This is a genomic window from Bacillus sp. FSL E2-8887, from assembly GCF_038007205.1.
GTDB classification, from domain to species: domain Bacteria; phylum Bacillota; class Bacilli; order Bacillales; family Bacillaceae_G; genus Bacillus_A; species Bacillus_A mycoides.
Genome location: NZ_JBBOWS010000001.1, coordinates 2,838,864 through 2,865,210 on the forward strand (window position 1 = coordinate 2,838,864; position 26,347 = coordinate 2,865,210).

The 26,347-nt window shown below is 37.6% G+C and carries 44 protein-coding genes and 1 pseudogene; all 45 read right to left on the bottom strand.

What is annotated here, in order from left to right; genetic code table 11:
• Positions 1-3: 3 nt before the first annotated feature.
• The gene (locus NSQ08_RS14310; protein ID WP_340776114.1) at positions 4-1,518 is read right to left on the bottom strand and encodes a distal tail protein Dit; all 1,515 of its coding nucleotides are present in this window, start codon (positions 1,516-1,518) and stop codon (positions 4-6) included.
• 11 nt (positions 1,519-1,529) lie between these two features.
• Positions 1,530-4,238 carry a phage tail tape measure protein gene (locus NSQ08_RS14315; RefSeq protein ID WP_340776117.1) on the bottom strand — a complete coding sequence of 903 codons (2,709 nt, stop codon included), beginning with the start codon at positions 4,236-4,238 and terminating at the stop codon, positions 1,530-1,532.
• Between the two features lie 143 nt (positions 4,239-4,381).
• Positions 4,382-4,654 carry a hypothetical protein gene (locus tag NSQ08_RS14320; protein ID WP_340776120.1) on the bottom strand — a complete coding sequence of 91 codons (273 nt, stop codon included), beginning with the start codon at positions 4,652-4,654 and terminating at the stop codon, positions 4,382-4,384.
• Positions 4,655-4,674: 20 nt separating this feature from the next.
• The gene (locus NSQ08_RS14325; protein WP_340776122.1) at positions 4,675-5,094 is read right to left on the bottom strand and encodes a hypothetical protein; all 420 of its coding nucleotides are present in this window, start codon (positions 5,092-5,094) and stop codon (positions 4,675-4,677) included.
• Positions 5,095-5,160: 66 nt separating this feature from the next.
• Positions 5,161-5,787, bottom strand: coding sequence for a hypothetical protein (locus NSQ08_RS14330; RefSeq protein ID WP_340776125.1), 627 nt, complete (start codon positions 5,785-5,787; stop codon positions 5,161-5,163).
• Positions 5,788-5,847: 60 nt separating this feature from the next.
• Positions 5,848-6,249, bottom strand: coding sequence for a hypothetical protein (locus NSQ08_RS14335; protein WP_340776127.1), 402 nt, complete (start codon positions 6,247-6,249; stop codon positions 5,848-5,850).
• On the bottom strand, positions 6,246-6,662 hold the full coding sequence (locus NSQ08_RS14340) for a hypothetical protein (protein ID WP_340776131.1): 417 nt from the start codon (positions 6,660-6,662) through the stop codon (positions 6,246-6,248). The genes NSQ08_RS14335 and NSQ08_RS14340 overlap by 4 nt, the downstream gene beginning before the upstream one ends.
• Positions 6,662-6,994: a hypothetical protein gene (locus NSQ08_RS14345; protein ID WP_340776135.1), complete on the bottom strand. Its 333-nt coding sequence runs from the start codon at positions 6,992-6,994 to the stop codon at positions 6,662-6,664. The genes NSQ08_RS14340 and NSQ08_RS14345 overlap by 1 nt, the downstream gene beginning before the upstream one ends.
• A gap of 1 nt (position 6,995) precedes the next feature.
• Positions 6,996-7,364, bottom strand: coding sequence for a hypothetical protein (locus NSQ08_RS14350; protein ID WP_340776137.1), 369 nt, complete (start codon positions 7,362-7,364; stop codon positions 6,996-6,998).
• A gap of 36 nt (positions 7,365-7,400) precedes the next feature.
• On the bottom strand, positions 7,401-8,237 hold the full coding sequence (locus tag NSQ08_RS14355; protein WP_340776140.1) for a hypothetical protein: 837 nt from the start codon (positions 8,235-8,237) through the stop codon (positions 7,401-7,403).
• Positions 8,238-8,320: 83 nt separating this feature from the next.
• A complete protein-coding gene (locus tag NSQ08_RS14360) occupies positions 8,321-8,953 on the bottom strand; it encodes a DUF4355 domain-containing protein (protein ID WP_340776144.1) in 633 nt (210 codons plus the stop codon).
• A gap of 69 nt (positions 8,954-9,022) precedes the next feature.
• Positions 9,023-9,220 (bottom strand): hypothetical protein, encoded by a 198-nt coding sequence (locus NSQ08_RS14365; RefSeq protein WP_340776147.1) that lies wholly within the window; start codon positions 9,218-9,220, stop codon positions 9,023-9,025.
• An 11-nt stretch (positions 9,221-9,231) separates the two neighbouring features.
• Entirely contained in the window at positions 9,232-10,257 is a 1,026-nt protein-coding gene (locus tag NSQ08_RS14370) for a minor capsid protein (RefSeq protein WP_340776150.1), read from the bottom strand.
• A complete protein-coding gene (locus NSQ08_RS14375; protein WP_340776153.1) occupies positions 10,257-11,720 on the bottom strand; it encodes a phage portal protein in 1,464 nt (487 codons plus the stop codon). The genes NSQ08_RS14370 and NSQ08_RS14375 overlap by 1 nt, the downstream gene beginning before the upstream one ends.
• Before the next feature lie 20 nt (positions 11,721-11,740).
• Entirely contained in the window at positions 11,741-13,063 is a 1,323-nt protein-coding gene (locus NSQ08_RS14380) for a PBSX family phage terminase large subunit (protein ID WP_340776156.1), read from the bottom strand.
• A gap of 96 nt (positions 13,064-13,159) precedes the next feature.
• Entirely contained in the window at positions 13,160-13,651 is a 492-nt protein-coding gene (locus NSQ08_RS14385) for a terminase small subunit (RefSeq protein WP_340776159.1), read from the bottom strand.
• Positions 13,652-13,761: 110 nt separating this feature from the next.
• Positions 13,762-13,995 (bottom strand): hypothetical protein, encoded by a 234-nt coding sequence (locus NSQ08_RS14390; RefSeq protein WP_340776162.1) that lies wholly within the window; start codon positions 13,993-13,995, stop codon positions 13,762-13,764.
• Positions 13,996-14,073: 78 nt separating this feature from the next.
• Positions 14,074-14,159: pseudogene (locus tag NSQ08_RS14395) on the bottom strand.
• A 1,223-nt stretch (positions 14,160-15,382) separates the two neighbouring features.
• Positions 15,383-15,628: a helix-turn-helix domain-containing protein gene (locus NSQ08_RS14400; RefSeq protein ID WP_340776165.1), complete on the bottom strand. Its 246-nt coding sequence runs from the start codon at positions 15,626-15,628 to the stop codon at positions 15,383-15,385.
• Positions 15,629-15,867: 239 nt separating this feature from the next.
• Positions 15,868-16,011: a hypothetical protein gene (locus NSQ08_RS14405; protein ID WP_340776168.1), complete on the bottom strand. Its 144-nt coding sequence runs from the start codon at positions 16,009-16,011 to the stop codon at positions 15,868-15,870.
• Between the two features lie 104 nt (positions 16,012-16,115).
• The gene (locus NSQ08_RS14410; protein WP_340776170.1) at positions 16,116-16,325 is read right to left on the bottom strand and encodes a hypothetical protein; all 210 of its coding nucleotides are present in this window, start codon (positions 16,323-16,325) and stop codon (positions 16,116-16,118) included.
• Between the two features lie 301 nt (positions 16,326-16,626).
• The gene (locus tag NSQ08_RS14415; protein WP_340776173.1) at positions 16,627-16,887 is read right to left on the bottom strand and encodes a hypothetical protein; all 261 of its coding nucleotides are present in this window, start codon (positions 16,885-16,887) and stop codon (positions 16,627-16,629) included.
• Positions 16,874-17,098: a hypothetical protein gene (locus tag NSQ08_RS14420; RefSeq protein WP_340776176.1), complete on the bottom strand. Its 225-nt coding sequence runs from the start codon at positions 17,096-17,098 to the stop codon at positions 16,874-16,876. The genes NSQ08_RS14415 and NSQ08_RS14420 overlap by 14 nt, the downstream gene beginning before the upstream one ends.
• Positions 17,099-17,308 carry a hypothetical protein gene (locus NSQ08_RS14425; RefSeq protein WP_340776178.1) on the bottom strand — a complete coding sequence of 70 codons (210 nt, stop codon included), beginning with the start codon at positions 17,306-17,308 and terminating at the stop codon, positions 17,099-17,101.
• A gap of 2 nt (positions 17,309-17,310) precedes the next feature.
• Positions 17,311-17,514 carry a hypothetical protein gene (locus NSQ08_RS14430; RefSeq protein ID WP_340776180.1) on the bottom strand — a complete coding sequence of 68 codons (204 nt, stop codon included), beginning with the start codon at positions 17,512-17,514 and terminating at the stop codon, positions 17,311-17,313.
• 142 nt (positions 17,515-17,656) lie between these two features.
• Positions 17,657-17,827, bottom strand: coding sequence for a hypothetical protein (locus NSQ08_RS14435; protein ID WP_340776183.1), 171 nt, complete (start codon positions 17,825-17,827; stop codon positions 17,657-17,659).
• Positions 17,827-17,988: a hypothetical protein gene (locus NSQ08_RS14440; RefSeq protein WP_340776186.1), complete on the bottom strand. Its 162-nt coding sequence runs from the start codon at positions 17,986-17,988 to the stop codon at positions 17,827-17,829. Before NSQ08_RS14440 ends, NSQ08_RS14435 begins: the two co-directional genes overlap by 1 nt.
• Entirely contained in the window at positions 17,985-18,584 is a 600-nt protein-coding gene (locus tag NSQ08_RS14445) for a DUF1064 domain-containing protein (RefSeq protein ID WP_340776189.1), read from the bottom strand. The genes NSQ08_RS14440 and NSQ08_RS14445 overlap by 4 nt, the downstream gene beginning before the upstream one ends.
• The gene (locus NSQ08_RS14450; RefSeq protein ID WP_340776192.1) at positions 18,574-18,759 is read right to left on the bottom strand and encodes a hypothetical protein; all 186 of its coding nucleotides are present in this window, start codon (positions 18,757-18,759) and stop codon (positions 18,574-18,576) included. The genes NSQ08_RS14445 and NSQ08_RS14450 overlap by 11 nt, the downstream gene beginning before the upstream one ends.
• Positions 18,760-18,769: 10 nt before the next feature.
• Positions 18,770-19,033 (bottom strand): hypothetical protein, encoded by a 264-nt coding sequence (locus tag NSQ08_RS14455; protein WP_340776194.1) that lies wholly within the window; start codon positions 19,031-19,033, stop codon positions 18,770-18,772.
• Entirely contained in the window at positions 19,033-19,227 is a 195-nt protein-coding gene (locus NSQ08_RS14460; RefSeq protein ID WP_340776197.1) for a hypothetical protein, read from the bottom strand. The genes NSQ08_RS14455 and NSQ08_RS14460 overlap by 1 nt, the downstream gene beginning before the upstream one ends.
• The gene (locus tag NSQ08_RS14465; RefSeq protein WP_340776199.1) at positions 19,224-19,427 is read right to left on the bottom strand and encodes a hypothetical protein; all 204 of its coding nucleotides are present in this window, start codon (positions 19,425-19,427) and stop codon (positions 19,224-19,226) included. The genes NSQ08_RS14460 and NSQ08_RS14465 overlap by 4 nt, the downstream gene beginning before the upstream one ends.
• A gap of 6 nt (positions 19,428-19,433) precedes the next feature.
• Positions 19,434-20,747 carry a replicative DNA helicase gene (locus NSQ08_RS14470; RefSeq protein ID WP_340776202.1) on the bottom strand — a complete coding sequence of 438 codons (1,314 nt, stop codon included), beginning with the start codon at positions 20,745-20,747 and terminating at the stop codon, positions 19,434-19,436.
• Positions 20,748-20,972, bottom strand: a complete 225-nt coding sequence (locus tag NSQ08_RS14475; protein WP_340776207.1) for an NINE protein — start codon at positions 20,970-20,972, stop codon at positions 20,748-20,750.
• Between the two features lie 133 nt (positions 20,973-21,105).
• Positions 21,106-21,267, bottom strand: a complete 162-nt coding sequence (locus NSQ08_RS14480) for a hypothetical protein (protein WP_340776209.1) — start codon at positions 21,265-21,267, stop codon at positions 21,106-21,108.
• Complete coding sequence (locus tag NSQ08_RS14485) at positions 21,260-21,445, bottom strand: hypothetical protein (protein ID WP_340776211.1); 186 nt, start codon at positions 21,443-21,445, stop codon at positions 21,260-21,262. Before NSQ08_RS14485 ends, NSQ08_RS14480 begins: the two co-directional genes overlap by 8 nt.
• On the bottom strand, positions 21,445-21,687 hold the full coding sequence (locus NSQ08_RS14490; RefSeq protein ID WP_340776213.1) for a hypothetical protein: 243 nt from the start codon (positions 21,685-21,687) through the stop codon (positions 21,445-21,447). The genes NSQ08_RS14485 and NSQ08_RS14490 overlap by 1 nt, the downstream gene beginning before the upstream one ends.
• Positions 21,688-21,722: 35 nt before the next feature.
• Positions 21,723-22,256 carry a hypothetical protein gene (locus tag NSQ08_RS14495; protein ID WP_340776215.1) on the bottom strand — a complete coding sequence of 178 codons (534 nt, stop codon included), beginning with the start codon at positions 22,254-22,256 and terminating at the stop codon, positions 21,723-21,725.
• A gap of 202 nt (positions 22,257-22,458) precedes the next feature.
• Entirely contained in the window at positions 22,459-23,145 is a 687-nt protein-coding gene (locus NSQ08_RS14500) for a Rha family transcriptional regulator (protein WP_340776217.1), read from the bottom strand.
• Positions 23,146-23,204: 59 nt separating this feature from the next.
• The gene (locus NSQ08_RS14505) at positions 23,205-23,420 is read right to left on the bottom strand and encodes a hypothetical protein (RefSeq protein WP_340776219.1); all 216 of its coding nucleotides are present in this window, start codon (positions 23,418-23,420) and stop codon (positions 23,205-23,207) included.
• Positions 23,414-24,166 carry a hypothetical protein gene (locus NSQ08_RS14510; protein ID WP_340776222.1) on the bottom strand — a complete coding sequence of 251 codons (753 nt, stop codon included), beginning with the start codon at positions 24,164-24,166 and terminating at the stop codon, positions 23,414-23,416. Before NSQ08_RS14510 ends, NSQ08_RS14505 begins: the two co-directional genes overlap by 7 nt.
• 12 nt (positions 24,167-24,178) lie before the next feature.
• Positions 24,179-24,754, bottom strand: coding sequence for a hypothetical protein (locus NSQ08_RS14515; protein ID WP_340776225.1), 576 nt, complete (start codon positions 24,752-24,754; stop codon positions 24,179-24,181).
• Positions 24,754-25,290, bottom strand: coding sequence for a hypothetical protein (locus NSQ08_RS14520; RefSeq protein ID WP_340776228.1), 537 nt, complete (start codon positions 25,288-25,290; stop codon positions 24,754-24,756). The genes NSQ08_RS14515 and NSQ08_RS14520 overlap by 1 nt, the downstream gene beginning before the upstream one ends.
• A gap of 19 nt (positions 25,291-25,309) precedes the next feature.
• The gene (locus NSQ08_RS14525) at positions 25,310-25,633 is read right to left on the bottom strand and encodes a hypothetical protein (RefSeq protein WP_340776232.1); all 324 of its coding nucleotides are present in this window, start codon (positions 25,631-25,633) and stop codon (positions 25,310-25,312) included.
• A gap of 3 nt (positions 25,634-25,636) precedes the next feature.
• Positions 25,637-26,338, bottom strand: coding sequence for a Sak single strand annealing protein (locus NSQ08_RS14530; RefSeq protein ID WP_340776234.1), 702 nt, complete (start codon positions 26,336-26,338; stop codon positions 25,637-25,639).
• Positions 26,339-26,347: the final 9 nt, after the last annotated feature.

Genomic DNA, 26,347 nt, shown 5'->3' on the forward strand with positions numbered 1-26,347 from the left:
TTATTATCTGTACCTCTCTCTATATGTTACTTTTCCCTTTATGTCTGGTGGCATAATTGAAAGCCTGTTTTCCCCTCTTATGATCTTAGGGAATGAACTAAAAATATCTTTAGCGGAAATAACGTCCGTTCCGTTGATCGTAACAAGTGAACGCTCTGTATCTATTATAACTTTGTCGCCAGTGTCCAGCAAAAAAGGCTTCCCGCCATTTGGCACTTGATTAACTTTCCAAACTTTAAGATCATCAATTCTCATTAGATCAACTGGCGCGTTATCTTGCCAGCGTTGAATGCCTATAGCAATCTGGGCCACTCTTCTTCCTGTTACTGTCATAGGGTTTTTGTCGTCATCCGTGAAATACACAACAGCAGAGGCGTCATCAATTTCCGTTCCACTTCTAAACCTAGCAAAGTAGACAGACCACTTTTTCCCGCGTCTAGCGATAGCGATACGGCCATAAAAGTTATTGAAAGCGGTATTGCCATTGCCACCAGAATCAAATAACTTTCGTGTATTGTTCGGTTGCTTATCGTTCCCTATGCGTGCATAACCGTGCGCTCTTTCTGTAGTCCAGTAAAGATCATTCATGTTAATATCGGCCACTATATCGCCTTGTTCATCAAGCAAGAACATAGAAACTCGTCCCATTTCCCAATAGTTTTTAGCTTTCAATGTCACGTATGCTTCAGCCCTAAAATCAGTTAGCGGGCCACCTGGGATTGATCGTTTTAAAATAGGGCCTGTGAACGCTCCTTTTTTCGGTTCTCCAAAATCCTCGACTTCAAACGCGAATTTACCAGCATTCACTTTAAATTTACCCGTACTTTCCATGCCTGTTATAGTTTTTCCAGCGTCAGACCAACCAACTATATTGTTCATTTCATCCCATAAAACACGTTCATTTTCTTGTACTGGCTTATCTTGAATAGACATAGGCTGTCCAATTCGGAAATACTGGCGCTCATGTGGATATTTGCCAAACCAAACATCAAGATTTGTAGAGGGTTTAGTCATTTCTAATTCAATAATAGGTTTCGCTTCTACAGTCCCTCTGTTTCTAAAATATGCATTTTGTTCACTTGATGAATCTTGTTTAAAGTCTACAGTTTGTGTTTTTCCTAACTTGTAAGGCATAGGGCATATAAACTTCAATACACCCTGTCCAATATCAACTAATTGATCTGGATCGAGTTCACCATCAATTACAGCCAAATAAGTTCGTTCTTTTTCGTCATCGAAAATTAATTCGGCTGGTTGATCCGTATAGAGCCAATCGGCTAATTCTTCTTTTAATAGTTCGCCTTCTTCAGATGTTTCGTATATAAATGCTACAGGTATTAAAACCTCTCTCATTTTCGTTTCTGTACGTAGTAAACGCCCTCCAGGGTAATGAGGTACTTCTAAGAACGCTCTTTCGATAGGCGCCCATGCAGGACGCTTAACGCCCTGTAATGGAATCACCTTATCATTTCTTTTCCCGTCAAAACTGAAGAATGCTAAATTTTCTAAACACTTCATTCTTTCACCTCTTAAAATAGTTTTCTAGTTTCTTTCTTTCTAGTGTTCACGCGCTCTACAGTGTCGGCCACTAACTCACCTACAACTTTTCCGTCCATTTCAACTTTAGCAGTCAAATGAATGTCTTTATCGTTGCCACCTGTACCGCCTAAAGATTCCGCTACACCGTTTCCGATCTTCTGGAATACATCGTCATTTAATGGCATAATCGCTTCATCGTAGCCTTTCGCGTCACCGATCTTAACCATACGTTCCATACCTGGTTTAAATACGCCACCATTTGCGAAACCGCCAACACTAGCAGGTACAGCCATACTACGACCACCTCCGCCACTAGATGCAGGTGTAGGAGCAGAAAAACCGAGAGCGCCAGCGACAGCACCGCCAACAGCCTTTGCAGAATCCGCTATACCACTTATGAAACCTTTTACCTTATCTACAGCTTGTCCGATCCAGCCTGTAACTTTATCAACGATCTTCCAAGCGTCTTCAAATGGCCCGCCAATAGCTTTTGTTACAACTTTGAACACTGTGCCTATTGTGTTGACAGTACCCTGGAAAAACGATAACAGGCCGTTTAAAACACCGTCAGCAACGTTAACTATCGTATCCCATGTTTGTTGGAAGAATGTAAGTATTGAATTCCAGACACCTTCCCAGTTTCCGGTGATTAAGTTTAACACTAGGGATATTACTAATTGTATCGCATTCATTACCGTTGCGATAATACCACGAATTACAGGGAAAACAGTTGTTACAATGCCCAGGATAACGTTTAGTGCCGTTTGGAATACCACTGAAATTACACCCCAAACAACTTCAGTTATCTGTTTTATTGCCTGGTTGTTGTTATCCCAGAATGATTTCACACGGCCGATTACCGATGTTACAACGGAATTCACTTGGTTTACTATAGTTGTTACATATGGAGAAATAGCACCCCAAACAGCGTTAGTAACCTGTAAAATACCGTCCCAGCACATGGATATGAATGATCCGATAGGGCCTATAAGAGATATAACACCACTGGCTAGGTTTGTTACAATGCTGATAACGCCTGTTACAACGTCAGCTATTGTTTGTTGAGTTTGTGGCGTCAGTCCGATCTTTTCCGCTATCTTGCTAGCTTCTCCCCAATCTCCAGTGACCAGGGCCATAATTAAATCTATCCCCTGTTTAACGCCATCAATAACAGCCATTGCCATTGCTTGCATTTCTGGTGATAGTCCCATCTTTTCGAAAATCTTGACAGCACTATCTGGCACACCTTCACCAGATTTAGCGTTCCATAAGTCTACAAATGCAGTACCTAAAGATTGTAAAGGCCCCATGATCCCCTCAATTACAGCAGACCATTGCGCTTCCTTCTCCTGGGCTAAACCTACAGCTTCGGCGCGTTGTTCCATCGTAACTTTCGCTTCTCTCATTTGCTGATCATATTGCTCTTGTGTGATCATGCCCGCTTCTAATTGTATTGCAAGTTCTTGCTCTTTCGTTTCTAACATACCTTTAGCAGTAAGGTTTTCTTCCATAACTTGTTTAGCTTGTTGCATTTTCTGGTCATATTGCTCTTGATTTATGATCCCTTGTTTCAATTCGTTGCCCAGGATCAATTCTTCCATTGCTAGCTGGTTTTTTGTTCCCGCTAGTAATTGAGTAGCTTCTACAGCTTGTCCAGTTGGATCAAGATAGTTTGTGATTCCTTCTATCAGTCCAGTTGTTCCGTTTGTCGCGCTCATTAAGGCTGGTGTCATCTTGTCATATAAAACCATCCCCAGGTTTGACGCGCTTGACATCATGCTTTTAGTTGCTCCATCAAGGTTGTTTGACATGACTTTCGCCATCATATCAGCCGATCCACTTGACATGTCCATATAACGTTTTAATCGGTCAAACTCTTCTGTTCCACCCTTGATAACTGGCAACCATGCAGAAAAGGCTTCCTGGCCAAAAATAGCTTTTGCGGCAACAATTTGTTGTTCTTGTGATAAATTACCGAAACCTTTAGATAAATCACCTACAATATCACGAATGTTTCTCATTGATCCATCGGCGTTAGTTGTTGAAACTCCCAACGAGTCAAGGGCTTTAGATGCTTCTTTTGGTGGCCCAGCTAAACGAGATAGACCAGCACGCAAAGCAGTACCCGCCATTGATCCTTTTGTACCAGCGTTCGCAAATTGTCCCAGGATAACGTTTGTTTCTGATAAATTCATTCCAAACGCGTTAGCAACTGGCGCAACATATTTCATTGCTTCCCCTAATTGCTCAATACTAGTATTTGTTTTAGACTGTGTAACAGCAAATAGATCAGATGCTTGTCCAGCCTGGTTTGCTTCCATGCTAAACCCTGTCATAGTATCGGTTACAATGTCGGTTGCCCGCCCTAATTCCATGTTACCAGCCGTGGCCATGTTTAACAGTGGGCCGATCGCGCTAACTTGTTGACTAGCATTCCAGCCAGCTAAAGACATAAATTCGAAACCTTCAGCTACTTCTGTAGCACTATAGCGGGTTGACTTACCTAATTCACGAGCCTTTCCAGTTAGTTCGGCCATTTCATGACCAGATGATCCCGAAACCGCCTGTACTTTACTCATTTGCTTTTCAAATGCCATACCTTCCTTTACGGCGCCGACCATCCCGACCGCTAAACCTAAAGAAGCGCCAGCAACTCCAGCAAGGCCCAAACCCATTGCTACAGCGCTAGCGCCAACCATGCCAAATGTTTTATTAACAGGATTAAACCCTTTAGAGATAGATTGAGAGGCTTTTCGCCCCTCGTTCTCGCTCTTTCTTAGGCCGTTCCTGTATTCAGTATCTTTTAAACCTAGTGTTCCAAATATCTTAAATACTTCCAACCTTATTCCCTCCTAAACTGTTTACTTAATTCACGCGCGTTTGACATGACTTGTTCAACAGGGATTGTTTCTTCCTTCTTAGCGTTACCCCCATCGTGGTAACCTGTTTCTACTAAATAATCACTAAATGACTTATCACGGAAAGGATTATTAATATAAGCGTCCCAGCGCATATCGTATTCAATGGCCTTGTCCGTTACAGTCATATATAAATCTATTAAGAAACTCCAAGGAAGCTCTAACACATCTTTTAACGATCCGTAACGTTTGGCCATGCGATCTATAATAGTGCCTATTACATGCTTAGGTTCGTCACGGATTTCATAAAAGCCGAGATACCGCCAACGCGTTTAAATGCATTAAATACAATGTCAAAATCTGATCCGCATAACTCTTTCATTTCACCTTTAGGAAGGTTGGACATACCCGCCATAAGCGTGAACATTTGTTCAGCGTCTTCGCCCATCATCATTAGAATTTTGTTGTTTAATATCATTGCAAAATTGAACATGCTTGAATTCTCTTTGTCAGTTAGTTTCTTCCCTTCAGCTTGCTTTCGCGCACATTTAAAGAAGTTATCAACGTCACTCGCTGGTACATCCCCTAATAATTGGTGTTTACCAGCTAAACCAGCAATAACCATGCGTTGCATTGCGTTAGGCTCTTTCATAGTGTATGTATTGCCGTTTAATAGTTCGAATTGTACTGATTCCATTTATAAAAACATCCTTCCGAGATAAGTATTTTAGTATTTAGAAAGAGGGCCGAAACCCTCTGTTATTTATTCTTCGATCTTTTCAGCGTCTAAAAATACGCGCCCTTCATTAACCGCGCTAAATTCAGCGTTACACTTGTTAGCAGGTTCAAAGATTTCAATTTCAAATGGTGGTGTCATTGGATCATGCGGATCATTATGACCTGTAAACTCTACTTCTGTAGCAACTTCAGCTTCACTGAATACAGCTTCAAAACCAGATGTAGGCAACGCATTAAATATCGTAATTCGATAAACATTACCGTCATTACCTTGACCAATTACAGTAATGTCATCAATGTAAACATCATCCCCACAAGCGTTCATAAGGTTTTCATTTCCTCGAATGATCACACCTTTACCAGCGACTGTTCCAGGCTCTTTACCATCATGTGTATATTCCGTAATGTTGGCATTCAGTAAGAAGTGTTTAATTAAATCTTTTCTGATCCACTCCAGGAAGCCCGCTTTCATCTTTGTTTCTGATTCAGATACATATTGTAGGCCCTTCACTTTGCCGCGCACACCGCGTGCTTTAATGGCTTCTAATGAAGGTGTATAGTTAAACGTCAGATCGCCTTGTGTAGCGCCAACGTCAATCATTTTGTCTTCGCCTTGTTTCCAGTTAAAGAAAATGGCCGTTCCAGATCCCAATACAATGTTTTCTGGCGTGAATTTGTTAAACTTTGCAATCATGCTTTGTCACCTCATAAATTATTTTGTATCCTGGCCCGATCTTCTGTAGTGTCTCAAAGTAAAACGCACTTCTTTACACCTCAACTTCAGATCATCGACAGGTATATCCATTCTTGATAGAAACTTTGTATGGATCACAAGCGGTTTACAATTATCTATCAGCGTTCTGTTTACCACCGCTTCCATGATCCCCTGGCTGGCGTCATCCATTTCTTGATAATGTTCATCAACGCCCCAAATATTTATGTTAATAGTGAAGTTTTCCGAGAATTGAGACAATGCCATATCACTTTGTGTATCGAATACCATGTAAGGTAATGCAATGTTCTCTTCACTGGCTTCCTTGTAATACACATCAATTCCGAGTGGTTCGGCAATGTCCCATAACATTTCATGAATGTATTTAATAACCTGTCTCATTTACCCATGCCACCCTTCATTGTTTGTGCAATAATTTGTTTTACCTGGCCTTTTGAACTCTCTCCAGCTTTACGCATGGCCCGTGTTCCCTTTTTACCGCGTGTCATGTACCATTTACCTGTTGTTTTATCCTTGTACTTCCACGGGGTTTTTCGGCCACCTTTTTCGGAATAAATACCCGTTCCGAATTCTTCATATATTAAATTGTCATCGTTCCCGCCCACAATTGCCTTTAAATTTTGACCTTCACCAGTTACCTTACTTGTAATTGTTCTGGCTGTAGCGCCACTCTTTTTCCTGGTGTTTATCTTCACTTGCGCTTCAACATGTTTGATCGCTCTTTGAAGGGCCACTTTTTGCAATTGCGCCGTTTTTCTTTCACATTCAGCGCGCCTAGAATAGAACTCGGCCATTATGACCACACATCCAGCGCGACTTCTATATGATCGTTAGAGTTATAAGGGTTTGATGCTTTTGTTACACGGTATTCTTTACCGCTTTGTATAACCTTGTCACCAGCCCTTACATCAATAACGGAACAATACATAATAGCGTCAGTTGAATTAACAATACGATCTTGACGGAATCCCGCTGGTGATCCTGTCACCAATTCATCGACAATGGCCACAACCTCATGAATCGTTTTGAATTCGCCTTTATCATACGGGTCTTTCTTGTCCCGTTCACCTTTGCGCTGTATTTCCGTAGGTTTGCCGTGTTTCGCTAGTAATCCCGCAATTCGCATGTTATCCTCTTCCCTCTGGTCTACGTCCACGAATACGCACACTAGGTGTTCTCATTCGCCTTGATAGCCCTGTTAATAATGTTTTAGGGTAAATGCCCTCTGGCCCGTACTGTACGCGATACGCTCCCATTTGCTCGCTTATAATGTCAGCGCCTTCGCCAGATAAGTGATAAGTGATCAATCTAAACGCTACTACCTCATAAGATTTAGGGAATTCACGCCCTTCAGCTTCAAAATCAACGCCAGTATAACCGATGATAAATTCTGTCACTACAGGGATAAGAATGTCTTCAATGTATTCCTCTTGCATAGCCGTATACTCTTTTTGTGTAGACATAGCGTAACGATCAAAAGTAGTTATCATTTTCATGTGTTAACCTCTAAAAAAGAGAGGGCCGAAACCCTCTTAATTTTTAGTAGTAGCCTTTTCGACTTTTCCAGCGTGTGCATAGATTGCGTTTTTCTTCATGTCTAACACGAATGCATCATAGTAGAAACGGCCCTCTACTAATGTTCCAGAAATTCCAGGTGGATCAAGGTGTACTTTTGTTTCAGCTAGTTTAACTGGCGCAACTGTAGCAGATTTATGAGTAATAATAAATTCTTGACCATTCATAAATGATTTAGGTGTTTTGATGATAGCAACGCCGTCAACTTCAGCAACTTGACCTTTCATAAGGATTGTTCCTTGTGCTAGATCGCTAGCTTTCGTGTAGTTTTCATCCAACTTGATCTTATTAATGAATGTTGGCGTTGCATGGCATACGCGGTTTTCTGGTACAAAGTGATCATCAAGTGTTTCTTGACCAGCTAGGAATGATTCATAAGCATTTCCCTTAGTGATAGCGCCCTCTTGTTTCGTTCCAGCTTCATCAGACATAACTTTTAAGCGGTATGTTTCGATCTCTGGAATAACAACTTCACGCATTTGACGCGCAATAGCTGGAGCTACTTTCACTTCAGACTCTTCTTCATTCATTTTGTCTAGTGTGAATGTGAATGAACGGTCTTGAGTCATCATTTCTTCTTGAATATCGTTCGTTAATTCGTCAGCTTGTCCATATCGATTTTGTCCTGATCGTTTGTAATCATTCATAGGTACAGTTGGTACAGATGTAATCTTGATACCTTTAGCACCTTCAAACGTGTAATCTTTGTTAGTAGAAGCTTCAGTAACAGCCGTTGCGCTGAAACGCTCATCTACTAATGATGAAAATTTTTCTGTTAATGTAATAGCAGCCATGTGTTTAGACCTTCTTTCCATAATTGTTAAATATAATTGGAATAGCTTTTATAATGACTTCAATTCTATTGGTCATGTTCTATTTAGTTGAATTCTTTATCAAATGCAGCTTTTACAGGGTCAACAGTTGTTTGTTGTGCGCCGTTTGCTTCATTAGGTGTTTTCCCTGCTAATCCACCTTTAACGCGTTTCGTTACTTCAGTTTCCATATTAGCTTTAAAAGCTTCAATGTTAGCTTGAATTTCTTCTTCTGTATCGCCTTTCACGTTAGCGGCGAACCCAGCACCAAAACCAGCAGCGGCTAATTTATCAACAGCAATATCTTTCATTTTAAGACTATGAGCTTTTTGTTTCTCCTGGTCACGTTCGGTTTTAATCGTTCGCATTTCGTCCATTAACGTTTCCATTTCTGTTTTGTTCTTATCGCCGAATTCTTGTTCAGCAGCAGCGCGCGCTTTTCGTGATTCGTCTTTTCGAATTTTACCCGATACGCGGTTTAACGCTTCCTGAAATTCTGCTTCTGTATAAGTTTTTCCTTTTGGCGGTGTCTGTTCGCCTCCTGGTGGTGTTTGTTCACCTTCAGGTGGTGTTTGTTCACCATTTCCTTCGCCACCTTCAGAAAAGAACTGTAAACCGTTCTTGATGTCTTTAAAAGATAGCGAAAATTTATGAGCCTGTTTAGGAGGTTCAACTAATGCTTCAGCTAATCGTTTCATATGTTACCTCCTGGTTTTAAGTCTCAGTGACTATTATTTGACCCTGGTATTTCGTGTCCAGGTCCACGGTTAAAAGTTTGTTAATAACTCTTCTAATGCTTTTGTATATAGTTCACGGCGCACTCTAGGTGATACTTCATCCATAGTAGCGTTAAACTTTTCAGCCTTTGAATCTAATAGACCTTCAGGCAATGCTTCTTGAATATGTTCTAATCCTAATGTTGCAGAAAGCAAACCGATCAGGACAGCGTTCTTTTTGTCTCCCATAATATCACCTCTTATTTCAAGAATTGTTCTTTATACTCTTTGTACGACATATTAGCATTATCGACTTTAACCGAATTGCCGTTCTTATCTCGTACCCATCTATATTTAGCACCTTCAACGCCTTCAAAGTAAGGAATAGATAATGTTCTGCACCTTGTATGTAACGGCGGGTAGTTGATACCAGCGCGCGCTTCTGAAGTACGATGGATTTTAGAAGCGTCTAAAGACCTGCATATCTTTGAAGTTACATTGTCAAAGGTTACATGTAATTTATATAAATCTATTTCAGCTTCATCATAACTATCTAATTGAGCTTGTCCATAAACGAAAGCTGTTTCTGTATAGATAGTTGCTTGCGCTCTATGCAGTGGAACCTTCATAGTATCAGCGAACCGTTCCGCGACCTCATCGGCGTGTAGTCCTTGTAGGACTCCTTGAACAAGTGCTTCTCTAAGTTTCTGAAGCATTACCTGTTTATTATTCCATATGCGGTTACTGAAGTTTTCGCCGTTCCAGGGATATGATAACACTTTGTCAACTAATTTATTGTTTAAAGTGTATACTGGTGTATTAATTCCCAGCCCCGCTAACTCAAATTTATTCTGAAGTAGCGTTTCTTTGTACACTTCTTTCAGTTGGTCGCGTATCATTTGCTCATCTTTTATTGAATACTCACCAGTTTGTATTAACATTTCACTCATGATAGCATCCAGGCGGCTTAATTTCCGTTTATCCAGGTGTACATTCACATCTTCAACTATTCGTTTGCTTATTTCTGTATCTAGCTCTTTCAGCTTATTAAGGAAGTTTAACAGCGACTCTTTACGCTCTTTTATCTCACCTCTATTTAAAACTTTCATTAGTTCATTGTAGTTAAAGCCTTTTTGTGTGAGATATGCGCGCATTTCGTTTGTTGCTTCTTTTAAAGCCTGGCGATAGGACGCCTTAAGTTCTTTTTCAATCACTTCTGCGTCTCTATTCCATCTAGCTTCTAAGAGTTCTGCCCTTTTGGTCCAATACTCTTCTATTGTCGCCATTATTCTTTACCTTTGTTAATGGCAGGTGGTGTATTTCGTTCCCCATCTTGATCAGAAGACTTCGTTTCTTGTTCTTCCAAGTTATCATTTTCCCCGCCGAATGCATATTCGTTTTCATAACGTTCTTGTTCCTCTTCTTTCTTCATTTCTATTAAATGTTCAACGTCTTGTACGCTAGATAAATAAGAGTAAATGAATTTATCAGGAAGTCCCGCTGCTCTTAGTTTTGTAACCAGTTCTGCTTCTTCCATGAAGTTAGGTGGCAAGTTAGGCGTAAATTGTAGTTTCACATCTTTTAATTCGAAATTAGCAGCACCTTTAGGGAACTTAGCTAAGTAACCTTTGATAATAGCCAATTGATCAGTTAAGGCCTTGTTAAACATGCGCTCTTTTTGTCCTCGTACTTGTTCTAATGCAAGCAACTTGTATTTGATAGCGACACCAGTTAAATTACCGCCAAACGCCTGATCATTCATATTTGGAACGAATGTATATTTGTGAATGTTAGATTCTAATCTATCTTTCATATCTTTCTTGAATGCACTATCAACTTTCTTAATTAGCCAATCTGCATCGCCGTCTTCATCTAATAGCAAAACTTTATCCTCATTTAGATGGTTAACATCATCAGGACTTGTTTCACTCATGTTAACAAGCTTTAGAATCGCGTCAGTGAAGTCAGCAGCGTCTTCAAAGTCGTTACTGTCCATATCGTTATAAGCGTCAATTAATGACAAGTGCGGCTCATAGTCTCCTAATTCAAACTTATTGTTAGGGATAACTAATACTGGTACTTTTGGTTTGCCGTCTTCATCAGTAATCTTATGTGCTTCTAATTTACCTTCACTAGTTGGCGTTACCATTTCTGTGATGTCAGCTTTCGCTCTATCCGTTTCAATCGTTTTATAGTCGAATTCATATTCTCTTTGATGAACAGAATCATAGATAGTCATATTCACCTTAATTGTATTATCAGCAGTTAAAGCTTCGCTGAAGTAAATAACATCCGTTACTTTTGGTTTAATCTTTCCATCCGTCACAACGATTGTGTAGCGCGGGTCCAGGTCTTTGAAATTCAATTCCCCTTCTTCATCATGGAAGAATAAACGATAAGCCTTGCCGTAAATGCTCATATCTAAAGCATTATCATAATCAACCGTTTGTCCGTCATTGTCGTCTATGATGTCTAAAGCAGGTTCTAGCTGCTCCTTATTCGTTGTTGTATACGTTACAGGCGAACCGATAAAGAAGCCTGTTGAAATAGTCGATACATATTGTGGGTAATTGCTCACTGTTCTATATGTTTTACGTCCGTTAGGTCGCTGTTTCTTATCCGTGATAGCATGTTCACCAATGTAATAATCATGCAGCTTTTGAAAGTCAATGAATCCTTTTAACTTCCCTTTACCGCGTTGTGTTTTGAATCTGAAAAATAAGTCTCTAGCTTTATTAAAAGTTAGCATTCTGTCACTCTCCTTTCATATTAGAAGCCTAATTCACTTCGTTTAACTGTTCTAATCTTCTTAGAACGTTTCATATCTTTCTCCATTGCGTAACGCGTCATATCAATTGCGTGATTATCTTTGTCAGGCAGTCGAGGACGCGGGTTTCCGTCTTTGTCGGTTTCCCAATCAGCATTCTCGAATTCTTTCAGAGCGTTTGGGCAGCGTTTAGGATCAATCACAATTGCATATAAGTCTCCAAGCCATTCAACGCCATACTCAACGCTATCAGGTCCTTTCTTAGCGCCTTTAACCTTGTATATGTCATGTTCCTGCTTCAGTTCTGCAATAGATTTAGGCTCCGCGCTATCGGCTGTTATCTCGATATCCGTGTAGCCCTTCTTCTTAATCCATTTCGCTAATTCCCTATTTGATATGCGTACTCCATACAATTCATCGAATATATACAGCGTTCGCTTCTTCTTGTCATAGTGCATACGACCAAACGCCAGCGGGTCCGTTGCATAACCGAAATCGACAGCCTGTCTAATGTTATCGAATTGACTTATCTGTTCATCCGTTATTTCAGCAGCGATGATATTATCAAACGGAACGTTTCCTGATCCGATTGCTTCACCGAGATATTCCCACCTGTATTTAAGCGGGTTCATTTCCTTTTCAATCTCTGCTTCTTCATAGAACGCCTTAGTTAAATGTTTATTATCTAAGTAAGTAGAATGATTAACGTGTGTATTTTCAGGTATGAAGCTGCTGTTATACTTCTTGTTTAACCAGTGTCCACGGCGTTTAGGTGGATTGTAGCTATAGAAGAACGTGTATTCATAGTTTGGTAGCTCTGTACGTTGTTCAGGCTTGATTTCAAACTCACCACGTAAGATTGATTTCTCAATAATAGAAACATCTTCTTCAGCTCTGAATTCTCCTATCTCTTCAATCCACATACCCATAATAGGGAATTGCGCGTCTTTAATAGATTTAATCCGTTCAGGTTCTTCGCAGCCCAGGAAATATATTTTATTCCCACGCGGTTTATATTCCATTACCAGGCGGGAAGGTACGATATTGAATAGATGTGTTATACCTAGTAATACCATTGCTTCTTTAATCTGTTCGAATACCGACCTGACAATAGTATTCTGCACTTTTCGCAGCACCAACCAACTGATCGGATATTCCATGATGTCCATTAATATGCGGAACGGTATGAAGTAGCTCTTACCCGAAGCACGACCACCTTTCAATACATACCGCAGGTGTTTCTTCATTTCTGATAGATAATAGACTTTCTTGAAACGCGGTGAAATAACGTTTCTCATATCAATGTGATTAACGTTTTCGTTCATGCTCTTCCCGCGCTTTCTTTTCGTATTTGTCTATCAGCGCCAATGGTACAGTTATGAGCAGCAGCACAAAAAAGAATCCTTGCCAACTTTCTAACATTAGCATTCACACTCTTCATAATGTTTTCCACACTCATCGCACGTATCACCAATAGAACCATTAATAATAACTTGTGCCACGCCTTCAACTTCAACTTTTTCTGTCCATAGTCTATGACGTTTTCCTAACTGAACTGCTGCATTAATCTTTTCACCTAATGTTGGCGCGATATCAGCTATAACTTGTTCACCTTGTCCAACACCTCGCAGGACCTTACCTGAAACCTCACCACGCATTACAGAAGAAAGGAATTCTAATACTTCATTACCGTCAGCAACGCGCTTAGAATCAACATCAGACATCCTAGAATCAATATAGGCTGAAACCTTAGCATTTCTCATGAGCTTAGAAGAATTGACTTCGACAGTCCGAGGGTTTTCGGCTTTGTATCCCGCCCGCCTGTAAGCTTCTGAAGCGTTCCCTGTTTCAATGTAATAATCCGCGAATCGTTTTTGACGTTCGTTTAAATCATGCATGTTACCACCTCTCAATATTTCGTTTATACGTTCGCCTTTTCAATATAACGTATGTTGTTTAATAGAATTGAATATTTTCCATCGTTGTTAAATAGAATTAAAAAAGGTCACACATTAAGTGCAACCTATTTCTTTTTATATCCTGCATCCATCATGCTAATAGAAACGATTGACCCCACAACGTATAAAATCCAATTATACCAATGCTGCTGTAATCCTACTTGTTGCCAAGTACAACCAAACAGAATCAAACCGCATGTTTTTAATAACCATGATTTACTCATGAATGTACCTCTGAATGTTTCTTTAAATACTTCTTTCCATTCTTTCCAGGTTAATGCTTTCAACTTTTTCCACATATCATTTCCTCCTTTTGGTAAAGAAAAAAACAGAAATGGCGATATCTCTGTTTCTCACTTTATAACTATAAAAGATAATGCCCAGGGCTGGAATCGAACCAGCATGACAACGAGTCGTTTAACGCACTTTCTCGTTTGCAGTTACCAAGTTTGCACACCTGGACATGATTCAGGGTAGTTAGTCCCTGATCAATGTTTATAGTCCGTAGACTCGTAATTCATGCCTTTATCGCACTTCATACAATTTCGCTTAGTTATCAAATTCATTGTTATTTAGCGTAGCTGTTTCGCTACTCTTATTATATGAATTTTTGTTCAATACAATTGTTTGATAATAACCTTTGTATTGTATTTCCCTTTACGTTATGGATTAACGGAGTTGTACCACTCATTAAACGTATAAGAGAAAAAGGAGTGCGGTCTATGCCTAAACCGTTGTTTACTATCCCGTGCAGCAAACATAAAAACTCTTATACGCTTAATGAGAAGCAAAACTTCTCACATATGTGTTTCTCGATTCAGTTGTATACGCTCCGTCAGGAGAACATTTTGCAAAAATATTATAGCCTTCTACCTAACAGGCATGAAAAGTAGACCACTAATTCTAGTATTAGTGAGACTATATTATTTTGAAGTTTTTCACTTCTTTAAAAGCACTACAGTGACCGCACTAAGTGGCACGCCATCGGTTTGTAATACTCTTAAAGAAGGGAAAACCCTTCTCACAATTTAAAGGAGTGTTTAACAATGATTAAAGTAAGTATTAAGTAAGCAATCTTATCAAAACAGATAGATAGGAAAGGTGTTATAAACACCCTGGAAGCCACAAGTACAGTATTTGTGTGATTTAAGCAGGTACTAAGACTGGTTCATTCAGGAGGTGAAACACATTCTTTTTAGTACGCCTTATGACTTCCAGGCAGCTTACAGACTGCCTTTGTCAGTTCATTCAATCAGCGTGTCCACTGGTCAGACTAATGACGATCCATTTTGTGATAAAAGACTTTATGTTATTTAAAACAAGAAATCAAGAATATTTTACGTATACTAGAACTTTTCAGAACACAAAGGATAATTTACGTATCATACATTAGTAAGAATGTGAGTAATTACTATTGTATCAATTTAGAGTAGGTAACAACGTTTATAAAGAAATAGAATAATTAAGTGTATCTATACCGATACAATTTTTTTTATTTACGCGTTTTCCGACGCTTGTAAGAAATCCTCATGTCTTACAGTTACTAGTATATAACGCTCTAATTCTATTTAACAAAGTTTATCCAATGATATCTATTGCGTTTTTCAGAATAGGTCGAAAAGTTTTCTGACAACAAAAAAAAGAGCCGTTTAGACTCTCATTACAATAAAAAAGGGATAATCCCTCTTATTCATCGTAAGGACGGTATTTTACCCTCAGCACTTCTAATTCTTCTTTTTTGGCTTCTATATCGGTTTTTAGAAATAAACTCACATTCCCTAGCTTCTTAACTGGCGATAACTTACCAGCTTTGACCATAGCACTCATACGAGAACGATTCACTCCTAAAATCTCCATTGCCTCGGATGTTATGAGGACTTCACTCTTAATGAAGTCCTCCATTTCTTCCCTAGAGTTTAAATGATACTTCACTTTCCTTCACCTCTAATACATAGCTTAACTATAAACATGATGGTATATACAACTCCCACCACTATACATGCCCAATCCAACGCGTTCATTACACTAAAATCGTTTGTCACTATCCATAAGAATAAGATAACAAATACAGTTACATCAATTGGTTTAATTTTCTTCATTATTATTTTGGCGATCGACGTGTTATAATATTGCCGAGGGGACTCGGCGGTCAACCTTTCCCCTCGACTCTGTTATTTGCGCTTGCGTTTGTTACGCTGGCGCTTTTTATTTTGTTGTAACTTCTTCGTTTTAGAGTGGATGTCTAAGCTAAGATTTACTATCCCAAACACTCCAACGATTAGTGTTACAACCTTCGTCATCGTTTCGATCACCATTCCCTCACCTCCTTATACTCTTATTATACTCTATCTATATACATTTGTCCATAGATTTATGTAAGTTTTTTAAATAAATTTGGATTAAAAGAAAAAGAGAGTCGTTAGACTCCCTTTTTCTTTTTACCTTCTTCATATTCTGTATATATTGGTAGATTAAAATAAAGTATAGGCTCTATTCTCGTTACATCTTCATTATACTTTTTGCAATAAGCTTTCATTATTTCCATAATATCGAATTCGCTTAATGTATCTTCATAAATAAAAACATTATATGTATGTTGCAATTGTTTAAAATCTTTTTCTTTATCCATTCTTTTTTTCTCCTTTTCCTCTCAAACCTTGATATCATGCATTTAATCACTGTTTTTAGTTTTCTTCTTTCTAAAAGAATAGAGTTATCCTTAAACCGTTAAAACATATGATAGTTTCACTTCGTTCTAAATGACTTAAAACATTTAAGGTCAAAAGAACGAAGAAAGCACAATATCAAAGGCTTTCCTCTAAACCATTATACACACGAATATATAAACCTTTTTCCTACTTTGTATTGTTGTGATTAGATATCATTTGTTAAATAGAATTGGATTGTATAAAATTATACATCATTGTTTATTAAGTTAGACCATAAAGTCTGTTGCCGCAACTCACATCGCAAAAGCCGTACTTCACTTGATATCCGTTTCTAAGCTCCATTCGTTCCCTGCATTGTTCGCAAAATATAGGTATCTTAGTGAACATGTAACGCTTATTTTTATATTGGCTCCAATCACTATCACTTATATTCATTTCTTTTATCCATTCTCTCATTTCCTTAATATCTTTCATACTAGGTTTATCCGTTCTTTTTGGTAACACTACTTTAATTTTTCTCATTGTAATGTTCCTCCAATTTAATTTTATACTCTTCTTTAGTTATCAATGTTGCGATACCTCTAATTTCTACCCTGTCACAATCAGCCCACTTAACAGAAACAATTTCTCTTACAATTCCGTGTTTACCGCCTTTATCATCATCTATGAAAATAGGTTCCCCTATCTGTAAATTTCTTGCATAACTTACGATTCTAAACATTGAATGCTTCATTTATCTGTTCCTCCCGAATTGCGTTAGTAATTGATCAACATAATTTACTTTAGGTTTGTACCGTCCTATAATCTCGTATTCGTTAAAACTTACAGCCTTAATACTTCTTATTGACGTTATTTTACCTTCAACACCATCAATAATAATCTGTTGTCCTACCTGGTAATTAAGATTAACGCCTTCTATTCTAAACACAATCGTTTTATCCATGCCTATCTCCTCCATATAGCCTTTTGCGCTAATTCACGTTGTTTAGCTTCTGATTTCTTATCTAATCCACCATGATATACATAACGGAACATTTCGAACGTTTTATCAATGTCCCATCCTTCTATTTCTTCGCGGCGTTCCCAACCTAACTTATCTGTTAAATACACCTTCATGTGGTACATACTTCTTTCATCAAGATATGTCATAAAAACTCAATCATCCTTTGATTGCACCTTTCGCACTTATGTACCCTGCACACCATTTCATATTTATCTAATATATATTTTTCTTGTTTGTAGTCGTGCTTTTTATACCAAAAGTCACACAACCATCTTTTAAACCACCTTCTCATTTCTTTTCACCACCATGATTGCAAACCTCTATCATGCGATATTTCCCGCAACGTCTACAGCACCAAACCTCTTCTGTTATACCGTGAATAGTTATAGTTCCCATACAATAATATTTATGAGTCCCAAACCAGTAGTTACAAATAAAACGTTTAATAGCTGCTAGCATTATTCACCCCCGCCTTCTTCAATAGAATGTAGCTCTTTTACCTGGTGGTATGATTTCAATTGCATAATTACATCATCTTTGTTGTATCCCCTCATTTGTAACGTAACTGGTAGCCCGTCCCAACTCGTGTAATGGACCTTGAACAACTTCTTATAACTCAATGGAATTTCCACCCTTCTACTTCTTTTTTATCAGGCGTAACAATAACTAACTGTATTCCGTATTTAGATTCAAACAAATGCCTTCTCAATGACAGGTCACGCGGTATAGATTTAACAGAACCTTTTACTTCGAATGCTATTTCTTCGCCAGCTATTAAACACACAAAATCAGGCGTGTAACGCTTTTCCCTGACTTTCCTAACACCTTTCTTATTAACTATGCTAGGTATTTCATAACCGTCTAATAAGTGGTATCTATTGTGAGTTTCTATATACTCAACTAATTTATTGTTTTGTAGATAGATATAAAAATCACGTTCAGTCATAGAATCAAATTCTTTTCCGTCATACTCTACTTTTACAGCGTTCACGCGTCTTCTAGGAGCCTTTTTAATCTTGAATTGACCTTCTATATCAACCCGCTTTAAAATTGATTTCCTAGCCTGTTCCTTGCTTGTGAATCCCCATTTATGAGAACGTTCAAGACCTTTGTATAACACAAGGACAGAGTAGTGCAGGACGTTTTTATCCTGCCACTCTTTTATTTGATAATTTACATCTTGCGTTGTGTTTTCCCACGTTTTATTAAGCTTCATTTACTTTACCCTCACATCTAAATACAGTTGTAAACGGATCGTATTTCATGAATTTAGCCCAGGCATTAAACATATCTAAAGCTTCTTTACCTGTTGGAGCGTTTACTTTAACTGTTTCAATCTCGCTGTTTGCTTCATTTTTGTTAACTCTAAAACTGATATGCCATTTTTTCATGGTTGCACCTCTATTTATAATTTAATTGGATTGATTTATATGTTGCTTCGCCGTATGTTCTTTTCACTGGAATACCCATGAATCTTTCTTCCAGGTTTGTTTTGTATTTCGCCAGGTTCTTTTTAACGTTAGCTGTTATATAACGCAAGCTTTCACGCTCGTTTTTCAATTCGTACCATAAGCCCGTACCAATCTCTATTTCTTTAATTTCATAGCCGTTAGATTGTGCCGCCGTTACCTGTGTCACTAACGTTTCTGTTAATCTCTTTTTCATCATCTTCCATCCTTGTTAAATAGATTTGGATATTTAGTTAATATTTTATCGCGTCTTCTTTCTGCCTTGATCAATTCACCCATTGTTTTGTTGTATTGCTCCTTATGAAAATTCTTTTCCTTTTCAAGTTTAACAACTGCATCTGTAATGTGTGAAACTTCTGATCTTAATTGCACTTTTGTTTCTTCCTTCATGCTGCAATCCCTCTCTTTCTCATTTCATTTATTATAATCCTGTTCCATTTATCCTTATTTGTACTCATGTAGAACATTAAAAGCCCAGGATCATCTTTCCACTTTATTTTTCCGTGCTGCAATAATAAATCTATGATAACGATTAAAGACATAAGTTCGTCTTCTTTCGCGCTCATATAAATCTCTTTAACCGTCACCACCACTTTTTACTCCTTATCTATGAATATATTTGTCACGGTGTCAAACGTTTGAATGAATGTTCCAGCGCGTCCATTTCTGTACTTATCAACGATTATCTCCATTTCCTGATATCGTTCACCTTTTGTTTCATTATCATAATAGTTTTCTCTGTGCGGCATTATGATCATATCAGCAACCTGTTCGATTTCTCCACACGCTCTTATGTCTGCCATTGTCGGGCGCTTGTCTTCTCTGTTTGTATTCGCTCTACTCAACTGTACTAATAGAATGATAGGCACCCCTAATTGTACCGCTGTATGTTTCAACTCACGAACAATATGAGCAAACTTAATGATATCTTCTGTCATTCCATCCACGTTAATATGTGAAATGTGGTCAATCATGAATACGTGTTTCTTGTCAGGATTGTTTTTAACTTCTTTTCTCATATCCGCCTTTATCATCCTTAAATCTTTTTCTTCACTGATATCTAAAGGCATTGTGCTTAAATCGCCTACAGCCATTTGATATTTAGCAAAAGCTGTACCTGGTTGACTGTTCGAACTTTTATCGAATAATGGTAGGAATCTATTTGGATTCTTCATACAAGCAACTGGAAGGCTTGATTGTCCTGCTATCCATCTATCAATACATTGACCTTCAGGCATTTCAGCGGAATAATATTTTCCTTTGTAAATTCCTTTTTGATCACGTTCAGCGGCTCTTCGCATACTGTCCAGGGTCCAGGCTGTTTTACCCATACCAGGACGACCACCAACTATGATCAAGTCACCTTCCTGCCAGCCGTCTGTAAAGTTGTTAAATTTATCCCAACCTGTATCGACACCTGACAGTCCATCCACTTTCATATTTGCATGTTTGTCAACACGTACAGAAAGCTTCTCCATGAATGTTTCTTTACTCACTACCTTTTCTTCACTTGTTTTCATAACTCTGTTTATGAAGCGTTCTGAAGCTTCTGAAGCGTTTCTTTCTTCAGTGTCGCTCAAGAATGTTGCCGCGAGTTTTCTAATCTCTTCTATTTCGATAAAATCAAACATTTTACGCTGGAAGAAATCAAAGTTAGAAGTCAGAGAGCCATTTGACATGACTCTCATAACATCTTTAATTTCTAAATCACTATGACTTATAATCATTTGCGGATTGATATCAATTTCTTTATCGTTTAATTCGCAAATAGTTTTGTAAAGTTCTTTATTTTTACTGTCCAGGAAATGCTTTTGATTCAGACGGCATTCATCAATCAAGGTATTATCCTCTAGCATTGCTTCTAGGACGCTTATTTCCATGTCTGCATGGTTTGAATATTTAGTAGTCATTTACTCCATCATGCCTTTCATCATTTTAGCTTGTTGGATCGCTCTGAAGTTCGCCGCGTCTACATCATTGTTAATACTAAATATATCAATGAATAACCCTATAAAAAACCAATTAGCTGTAAATAACTTTGTAATTGCACTAATGATGTTCCCTGTATAAAACTTATGCGCGCCGAACGTTCCTAAGAATAACCATAATAACCAAGCTGTACTTTTGTTTTTCAATGTAATTTCCTCCGATGTATGTAACAGTTTATCGGCTTATAGGTTAACGATTGCCCAACTTAATGCATAACCTAACGCCCATAAAAATGCTAACACACCTGAACTGACAAATAAAGCCTCTTTGAAATCTTCTTTAATCATTTACCTCTACCTCTTTTTTGTAAGATTCACCATGTAGGAACTCTTCACAACCGCATACAGGACAACCAATCCACGTTTCAAACAGCCCGCTCGTTTCCGTATGGTTACACGCTTCGCAATTCCAATCAATAACCCTTACTACCTTTTTAGACATGACTTCTTTCCCCCTTCCTTGATACAACGCTGTATTTCATTTCGAATCCACTTTCGAAATCTATTGATTTACACCAAGCGATAAAGTCATTCATTGACTTGACACTTTCATTTTCGTTCGTTTCATAGTATTGAATCTTTCCACTTTCTAAATCGACTTGTTTAATAAATTGCGCCATTATGCTAACCACCATTCAGAGTTTAAATCTTCTATGATGTCAAACATCGTATCTTTGCACACGCGGTTATTTACTTTGACGAAATCTTTTGAAAATATATTTTCTGCTAGAGATACAGCTTTACGCGGCTGTAACCCAATTCTTATACCAGCACCCATAATAACCTGGGTAAATTGCACCTTTGTTTCCGTTACTTGACTAACCTCTTTATGAATAGCTTCCATAATCTCACGTTTTTTCATTATATTTACCCCCATATAGTTAAATAGATTTGGATTTATACTGTTAATTTACTATGAATCATTTGAAATCTAGGCTGATCAGTACCGCTGATACTTCTAAAACGTCTTGTAAACTTTCCTGAACCTGGATAAGTCTCAAAGTGTAGTTCTTCTATTACTTCATTAACTCGCTTCTGTGATACGCCGTAAAATACCGCTATATCTTTTACACTTACCATCATATCCACTTGAAACCACTCAGGCTGTAATTCTGCTGCATCCGATTTTTCTTCTCCAGGTTCAATAAAGTTAAATAGATTTGGTTCTTCAGTTAGTTCAAGTTGATCAGGTTCAAACGGCACTACATCTTCTTTTGTAGGTTTGAACTTGAATTGATTTTCTACCTTCTGCATTACGTCAACTTTCCAATAGTCTTGTTCAATTGTCGTAATGTGTTTAAAATCTTCAGTACCTAATTTTAAAACTAATGAACCGCGTTCTTCTCTATGTTTACGATCATACATGTTGTATTTAATCGTTGTTACTGTTGTTAATTCATCTATATGTTTTGTTTGTACTTCTACTTTCATTTTCGTTTCCTCCCAATTAAGTGAGTGGCTTTTCTTCGTCCATGACCACCCAGGCATTTAATTGCCTTGTCGCTTTGACAAGATTTATCTTACACCACTTTTTTAAACATGTAAACCATTTTATTAAACTTTTTACCCAATTAGTTAAATAAATTTGGATTAAACTATACTTTAGCCTAATCCGAAATCTATTATATATAGTTTATAAACTTAGTGGAATCCATGAATTGATAAAGTTCAACGCGTTATCGAAATCAATTTTAGCAATGTCTCTGTAACTCGCTACACCAAAACGAATGTAAATATCTTTCCAGGCTCCTGAATGCATTTTCTGTTTAGTGTCGTATTTGCTTAATTCCCCGCGTTCTTCCCACATCATTTCTACACGGCGTTTCTTAGCTCTATTAAGTACGCTCTGTTGTCCATAATCAATTGTCATAGTGTTTTGTAACACTTCCACTTCACCTTTAACGATTTCAAGACCTTCTCTAGTTTCCATCGCGATTTCATGAGTTTCAACGGCTGCTTCCATTAATAAACGTAGTTTATCGTTTGCACTAACTTGTTTTGTTTGTTTTTCTTTAATATATGATTCCATTTTATTGAATTCCTCTATGTACATCATTTTGAATTTCATAGCTTCTTTTCCTGTGAATCCCATTACAAGCAAAGCGAAACCGTCTTTAGTTAAATCGTATTTAGGATAATTTCTATTTCCTGCTCTGTATGAAGAGAAACGAAAATTCGTTTTTCCGTTTTCTTGATCAATCGGCAAAATATCTTTGATAGAATCTAATACATGATGATGTTTCTTTCCGAATACTTCAGCCACCATTAAAGAGTCTGTTACCGCTTCATTGTTGTTGTTTAAGAATACTAAGTTTGTCATTTCGTTTCCCGCCTTTTCGTATGTTTTTATTTTAATTCCGTTAAATAGATTTGGATTTGTCAAAATTCTACATCTTCCATTTCTTCAACTATCATATAGTTTCTTGCGTTCTTACGCGCTGCCACCCGCTTTTTATATGCTGGTCTTACATAGAATTTAATCGTTTCAGGTTTTACGCCCATGTGTTCAGCGCATTCTTTAGCTGTACCAGCACATATGAACGTTTCACCTTTATAAACTAGAAACTCTTTCGCTGTATTTGAGTGAACTACCATAATGTTATTTCAGTCCCTTGTTTAGCTTCTGCTGCTTTTTGTTTCGCTTCATCCAGTTTGTATTCTAAATACCTTTCATCGTTTAGGAAGCCTTCTAACATCTTTATATACTGCATATCTCTATTAGCGCATTCTTCAGCGTATTTAGTTACACCATACAGTATTACTTCGTGACTATGATGCTTTGCTCTAGCTTCATTGTATCTCTGATAAGCTTTAGGTTTGTTTCTCTTTTTAGGATATACAGACCATACTTCTTCAAATTCAGGAGAATAAGTTTTCTTGTTTTTTTTCGGTTTAACCTCTTCAGCATTAGCGTTAGTAGTAGTTTCTGTTATTCTCTGTGTAGTCTCTGGTAATGGTTTAATCATATTGATCATATCCATTTGTTCATTTTGATCAATTGTCATTTGATCATTTTGATTAGATGGATTACTCAATCTTTCATAGTCGATAGAATACCATTTTGTACGATCAATTTTTAATTTGTTGTAATTGCCAACTAATAATAAACCGATGTTTTCTAACTTCGTGAATGTTCGTCTTATAGTCGCGATTCCCCAAAAAGGAAACTGTTTCTTCCATTCTTCTGCTGAATTATAAATCCATTTGCGCCCATCATATTCATGATTAGACTTCTGAAGCCAGTAATGTATTTGCTGCACTATAATAGCTTCATTTAGTCCAATATCTACCGCTAAAGACGGTAATATAATTAATGGATGTTCATTTAATAAGTTGCTCATTGTAAATTCTCCTTACTTCCCTTTAATCTCTTTGTAAACTTTGTACCCTACCTGGTCCTTATAAACTACGCCTTTACTACTTCCCATTTCAAAAGTTAAATGCCCTTCACTAACTAACGCGCTTAATGCTTTTCTTACACCTTGTTCCGAAATGATATCCTGTGCTTCTTCTATTAAAATTCTCACTAAAGCCGCTTCGTGTAATTCTATTTCTTTAGGGTAAAGGTCGCACAAAAGATTATGAACATAATTACGTTTGATTCCCTTGTTAGAAAGGTATTCAACATGAATGTTATTGTCAGGCTTTATTCGCTCTGCTATGAGCTTGAAAGAAGGTTTTCTATGTTGTCCTGCACCCTTTGTGAAAACTCCATATCCAGCATCATGAAGCTTCTCAACAGTATTCTTAAAATGTATACGATTGTCCATGTATTCAGGTATTCCAGGTAGAACGCTATCTTTATAATTCATAACAATTTCAGGACCTTCAATCTTTGCACGTTCATGAAATCTTTCTAATAATATTGCTGCATGTACAGAAAACGTTTCTTGTGCCACTACTGAACTGAACCATATGTATTTACTCATTATGCTGTTACCTCCGAAATTTTGAACTCAATTCTTTTACCGCTAGTTCCGTTACCTTTGCTCGTTGCATCACGTTTAAGAAGTTCGCCTTTTCTAAACATATCGTTTAGTGCTGCATTAGCCGCGTCTTTTGTGAAAATACCGTCAGACGAATAACCAACTTCAACAGAGTTCATCCAACCTCCATGCTCCTGAAGGATTGTCAGTATTAACATTCTTTTAGGTGAAAACTGACACTTAATAGGAAACTTCAATAACGTGTTATCCGCTTCAGGTGTCTTTTTACGCATCATGAAAGTGAATTCATCTTTACTAATTCGTGAAGAATATTTAAACAAACCTTCGTCTCTTACTTTTCTTAATGCTCTTTCAGTAGCAAGTGGTTTAATCCCTATCGCTTCTTCGAATTCTGTACCAGTGATAGTTACTTTCTTTTTACCTTCTAACTCACAAATATCTCTAATGTATTCCGCTAATAAAGCCGTTGTTAAACTCGTTTCCTTCGCTAATTCTGTATTAAAATGTAATTCATTCATTGTATTTTCTCCTTTTTAGTTAAATAGATTTGGAGTAATTTTCTTTAATCATCATGCATTCGTAATACATAAGTTCTTTTAACATTCTTGTTCTGATTCCAACATCACTATTGTGTCGTGAAGACTGGTTAAAACGTCTTCTACCTAAACCGCAATTTTCATTACGTCTAGTTTCAATAACTTGATAGAATTGTGTTTTAAAATCATAACCGCGTTCTAAAAGTGAATCAGTTTTCTTTATCAGTTCTGTTACTGTTTCACCTGTTACAGCAAACGGCAATCCTTTATCGTTATTAGGATTAACTTTACCTCTATTAGAATAGCTTCTTACAACTGTTTTCATTGTTTACACTCCCCAAGATTGTAGCAAGTCTTTAGCCTGTTGTAATAATGAAGGGTCTTTAGTGTACGGAACCCAGCCTACAATATTTTGAGCTAACACTTCATTAATTTCTGCTTCTGTTTTTTCGTGTTTCTTCTCTAATGCTTTTCGTTTAGCGAATACCATTTTACTTAATTTATCGGTATTATCATTATTAGAACCTCTATTACTTCTTTCAGGTAATGACTTTTTCCCACCTTCTGTATCTTCAGGCAAGTCTTCACCAGCATAGATATAAAGCCCTAAACCGTGTAATGCAATAGCTTTAACCAGGCAACGTTTTTGATTTTTATTAAGTTCGAACGCGTTAGGATTTGCAATAGGTTTATTTTTATGATCAAGTACAGGCAACATTTCCGTTTCTGTATGTCCATGAATAGTAACTGATACCTGTACAAAGAAGCCGTTAGGTGTTTTTAAATAAGGTACCATGATATTGCTATCGCCTTCATATGGAAACCAATGAATTTTTTGTACTGCAAACTGATCAATCTTTTTAGTTTCAGCCCATGCCCACGCCCAGGAAAGATAAGTTAAATTCTGTTTCTTTTCTACTACATCATTAACGTTGATTTTAAACATCTTATTAAAGCTGTAAAGTTCCTCTTCTGTTACCGCTACTTCATCAACTTTAACTTCTTCAACTGCTGTTTGTTCTTTTGTCATTTTCATTTC